The sequence below is a fragment of the Micromonospora endophytica genome (assembly GCF_003236305.1).
GTDB classification, from domain to species: domain Bacteria; phylum Actinomycetota; class Actinomycetes; order Mycobacteriales; family Micromonosporaceae; genus Micromonospora; species Micromonospora endophytica.
In genome coordinates this window covers 1-4,655 of sequence record NZ_POTX01000345.1, presented here as the reverse complement: position 1 = coordinate 4,655, position 4,655 = coordinate 1, and the positions used below count along the sequence as shown (strand labels likewise).

At 70.5% G+C, this 4,655-nt stretch carries 4 protein-coding genes; 1 reads left to right on the top strand and 3 read right to left on the bottom strand.

All coding sequences use genetic code 11. The features are described from left to right. Positions 1 to 15: 15 nt before the first annotated feature. Together C1I93_RS28605 and C1I93_RS28600 are read right to left on the bottom strand one after the other, a co-directional pair. Positions 16 to 729, bottom strand: coding sequence for a class F sortase (locus tag C1I93_RS28605; protein ID WP_111246370.1), 714 nt, complete (start codon positions 727 to 729; stop codon positions 16 to 18). Further along, on the bottom strand, positions 713 to 1,801 hold the full coding sequence (locus tag C1I93_RS28600; RefSeq protein WP_111246372.1) for a hypothetical protein: 1,089 nt from the start codon (positions 1,799 to 1,801) through the stop codon (positions 713 to 715). Before C1I93_RS28600 ends, C1I93_RS28605 begins: the two co-directional genes overlap by 17 nt. Positions 1,802 to 2,281: 480 nt before the next feature. Between C1I93_RS28600 and C1I93_RS28595 the strand changes: the two genes are divergently transcribed. Continuing rightward, positions 2,282 to 4,075, top strand: a complete 1,794-nt coding sequence (locus C1I93_RS28595) for a glycoside hydrolase family 6 protein (RefSeq protein WP_111246371.1) — start codon at positions 2,282 to 2,284, stop codon at positions 4,073 to 4,075. Between the two features lie 112 nt (positions 4,076 to 4,187). On the opposite strand, the gene C1I93_RS28590 is transcribed toward C1I93_RS28595, so the two are convergent. Beyond that, the gene (locus tag C1I93_RS28590; RefSeq protein WP_111246369.1) at positions 4,188 to 4,583 is read right to left on the bottom strand and encodes a hypothetical protein; all 396 of its coding nucleotides are present in this window, start codon (positions 4,581 to 4,583) and stop codon (positions 4,188 to 4,190) included. Positions 4,584 to 4,655 lie beyond the last annotated feature (72 nt).

Genomic DNA, 4,655 nt, shown 5'->3' with positions numbered 1-4,655 from the left:
GGTCACGGGTGGGGGTCACGGGTGGAGGGTGGCGAAGACGATTGTGTTGTCGGGGTAGTCGCCTGTGGTCTCGTCGAACTGGCCACCGCAGGTGATCACGCGCAGGCTTGGGCGGTCGTTGGGGCCGTACACCTGCTCGGTGGGGAAGGCGTCCTTCGGGTACGACGACACCGAGTCGACCCGGAAGGTGGCCGAGCTGCCGTCCTGCCGGTTGACTGTGATGATGTCGCCGGGTTGCAGGGCGCCGAGGGAGAAGAAGACAGCAGGTCCGATCGCGGCCGAGTCGACATGCCCGACGATCACCGCGTTGCCCGGCTCGCCCGGGCTTGGTCCGGGTTCGTACCAGCCGGCGAGCAGTGCCTGTTCCAGCGGAGGCACCTGGACGGTGCCGTCGGGGTTGGTGCCCAGCGCCATGATGCTGGCGTTGACACCGATGCGCGGGATGCTGATCGTGGTGGGGGCGGCCCGGGGCAGCCCCGCCGAAACCCGCTGCGTGTCGGCGGGGTCGGCGACCGCCGGCAGATCGGCCCGATCGGGATCGGGAAGTCCCGCCCCGGCTGGCGCCATCGGTTGGGGCGGGGTCAGGGCGGCGCTGCCGTTGAGTGCGGCACCGAGTAGCCCGGAACCCACCATGGCCAGCAGGACGACGACGGCGGTGCCGGCGGCGCGCCACGGATGACCGTGACGGCCGCCGGCCCGTCTCGCCGTCGGGTCAGGCCGCGAACTCATCGGCCCGACGCCGACGCAGCAGCACGAGGCCACCAAGGGCGGCCGCGCCCACCAGGCCGGCCCCTGCGGTGGCGAGGCCGCGGTCGGCTCCGCCGGCGGCGCCGCCGTCACCGGCCTTCACGCCGCCGTGCGGCAGGACCACCAGCTCGCCCTCGCCGCAGGAACCCTCCAGCTTGTACGTGCCGGGCTTGGCGTCCTCGGCGACCCGGGCCTCGCCGTAGTAGACGAAGTCCTTGCCCTTCTCCCAGCGGTCGCCCTCGGCGTGCTCCGCCTCGCGCTCCCAGCCGCGGTCGGCCCACCATTCGCCCTCGTGGCCCGGACCCTCGCCCGGCTTGGCACCTTCGCGGCCGTGCTCGCCGGGCTTCTCGCCTTCGCGGCTGTACTCGCCGCGCTCGTCGCCCTCGGGGCCGGTCCGCTCGTCGTACTTGGGGCCCTCCGCGTCCTGGCCGTGCTCCTCGCCCTTCCAGTCGTGTTCGCCGTCGGCTGCGGCACCGCCGCCGGCACCACCCTTCGGCTCCGGCTTGGGCGCTTCCTCGTGGCCCTTGCCTTCTTCAGGGCCCTTGCCTTCCTCGTGGCCCTTGCCATCGGGGCCCTTCCAGTCGGGCTCCTCGTGGCCCTTGCCTTCTTCGGGGCCCTTGCCGTCGGGGCCCTTGCCGTCGGGGCCCTTGCCGTCGGGGCCCTTCCAGTCGGGCTCCTCGTGGTCCTTCCCGTCCTTGCCGTACTCGCCGTGCTCCGGGGCCCGGTCCTCCTGCCACCGGCCGGCACCGCGCTCGTCGACGCTGTCCTCACCGATCCAACCGCCGCGGTCCTCTTCGTGGTCGCCGCGGGCCGGTTCGAGCTTGACCTTGCCGGTGACCTTGGACCAGACGAAGGCCTCCTCCTGAGGCTTCGGGCAGATCTCCACGAGCTTGACCTCTTCGCCGGGCTTGACCGCGTGCGGCTTGGCGAAGACCTTGCCCTCGTTCTCGTGGGGCTGGCCGTCGGCGAGCGCGATCCCGGGCGTGAATACCAGCAGGGAGGCGCCGCCGAGGGCGGCCCCCGCCACCACCTTCCCAAGCATCTTCTTAGCCATGACCTGCGTCACTCCATCCCTGGTTGTCCTGCGGCCGGCATCAACCGAGCCAGAACCGACGTTAGACCGTTTCATGGCTTATGCAGGGAAAGATTCGCGTTTTGTCATTCGTCCGCTTCGGCGGGGTCGGACGGACGCTGCGGGCCTCGCCGAGCCGGGTAGGCGTGAGCTGGGAGGTTTGTCCGGTAGGGTCGTCGAAAATATCGAACCGTTGCCATGGAAGCGCTCCCATGTAAGAATCGCTGCACGCGGTTCGGGGAGCTGCACCGCGCAGGCAGGTGTCGAGGGCAACCGGCTTTGACCGGACGGCAACCCGCCGCTCGGCCGGTGGCGCACCGGCCGTCGCACCACCACCAACGCCCGTCCGGGTCGGGCGCCTCCGAAAATCCCGTTGGCACCGGAGACGGTCCTCGCCGGACCGCCGGACGCCACGTGCCGGGCCGTTACGCGGATCCGGTCTCGCCCAAGGAGATCAGTGGCATGAATCTGTGGAGAAAACTGTCCGGCCCACGCCGGGCCGTCGCGCTGGCCGGCGCGAGCGCGCTGGTCGCGGGCGGTTTGGTGACGATACCGGTCACTGCGGCGCACGCGGCGACGCAGTGCAGCGTGACCTACTCGGCAAACCAGTGGCAGGGCGGTTTCACCGCCAACATCACCATCCGCAACGTCGGTGACGCGCTGAACGGGTGGACCCTCGGCTTCACGTTCCCCGACGCCAACCAGCGTGTGGTGCAGGGCTGGTCGGCGCGGTGGACGCAGTCGGGCCGGAACGTGACGGCCCAGAACGAGTCGTACAACGGCTCGCTCGCCAGCGGCGGCAGCACGAGCATCGGGTTCAACGGCAGCTGGAGCGGCAGCAACCCGAGCCCCACCTCGTTCACCATCAACGGCGTGGCCTGCAACGGTGGCACCACGAACCCCACCACCAGCCCGACCACGAACCCCACCACGAGCCCGACCGCGGGCCCGACCACGAGCCCCACCACGCCGCCGACCTCGAACCCGCCCGGCGGGCCGCGGGTGGACAACCCGTACCTCAACGCCCGGGGTTACGTGAACCCGGAGTGGAAGTCCAAGGCCGAGACGGTCGCGGGTGGCAACCGGATCTCGAACACCCCCACAGGTGTGTGGCTGGACCGGATCGCGGCGATCGAGGGCACCGACGACAGCCAGTCCAACGGCCCGATGGGCCTGCGTGACCACCTGGACGAGGCGCTGCGGCAGAACGCGCAGTACATCCAGGTCGTGATCTACAACCTGCCCGGCCGCGACTGCGCGGCGCTCGCCTCCAACGGTGAGCTGAAGGCCGACGAGCTGCCGAAGTACAAGGCGCAGTACATCGACCCGATCGCGGCGATCCAGGGTGACGCGAAGTACCGCAACCTGCGGATCATCAACATCATCGAGATCGACTCGCTGCCGAACCTGGTCACCAACACGACCAACAACCCGGGCGGCACCGCGATGTGCGACACGATGAAGGCCAACGGCGGGTACGTGCAGGGTGTCGGCTACGCCCTCGCCAAGCTGGGCGCGATCCCGAACGTCTACAACTACATCGACGCTGGTCACCACGGCTGGCTCGGCTGGGACAGCAACTTCGTCCCGTCCGCCCAGGTCCTGCGGGAAGCCTCGCGGGCTTCCGGCGCCAGCGCCGCCAACGTGCACGGCTTCATCGTCAACACCGCGAACTACTCGGCGCTGCGTGAGCCGTACGCGCGGGTCACCGACTCGGTGAACGGGCAGACGGTGCGGCAGTCGAAGTGGATCGACTGGAACCAGTACAACGACGAACTCTCCTTCGCCCAGGCGTTCCGCCAGGAGCTGGTCCGGCAGGGCTTCGACAGCAACATCGGCATGCTGATCGACACCTCCCGCAACGGCTGGGGCGGCAGCGCCCGGCCCACCGGCGCGGGCCCGACGACCAGCGTGGACGCCTACGTGGATGGTGGCCGGATCGACCGTCGTATCCACAAGGGCAACTGGTGCAACCAGTCCGGTGCGGGTCTGGGTGAGCGGCCGAAGGCCGCGCCGGAGCCGGGCATCGACGCGTACGTCTGGATCAAGCCCCCGGGTGAGTCGGACGGCTCCAGCCGCGAGATCCCGAACAACGACGGCAAGGGCTTCGACCGGATGTGCGACCCGACCTACACCGGTAACGCCCGCAACGGCAACAACCGCAGCGGTGCCCTGCCGGACGCCCCGATCTCGGGCGCCTGGTTCCCGGCGCAGCTCGCCGAGCTGATGCGCAACGCCTACCCGCCGTTGTCCTGACGGCCAGGCACACCCGCCGCCAGCAGTAGGTGAGGCACTGCGGCGGCAGGTTCCCCGGGCCCCTGGTCCGACCGCACCGGTCGGACCAGGGGCCCCTCTCGGCGTACGGCGACTACGGCACGGTCTTCTCGATGGCGGCTCGGCCGCTCTCGTCCAGCTCCCGGCGGGCGCGCTCGACGTTCTCCGGGGTCGGGTCCTGGCCCCGGGCCAGCACCAGATCCTGCGGTTCCCAGGGCTGTTCAGCACCGGTACGGATGTTGTCGCCAGCGGCACCGGTGCCGGTTCCCGTTGCTCCGGTACCGGCGGCGTACGGGTCGCCGATGATCTCCTCGGTCGGTCCGCCCCCGGTGGTTTGCTCGCGGTCGGTCCGCTCGCCGGCGGCGAAGACCGGATTGTCCCGATCGGGCCCGCCCCCCGTCATCAGCTGAGGCACACCGCTGTCGTCGTCCACCGCCGCGGCCGTCTCGGGGCGCTCCTCCAGCGGCGGTTGCCGGTCACGATCCGTCATGGTTGCTGCCCTCCTGTCCGCAGCCGGAATCCGCGGCGTCCGTTGCGTACCCACCCGACCGCCCACCATGCC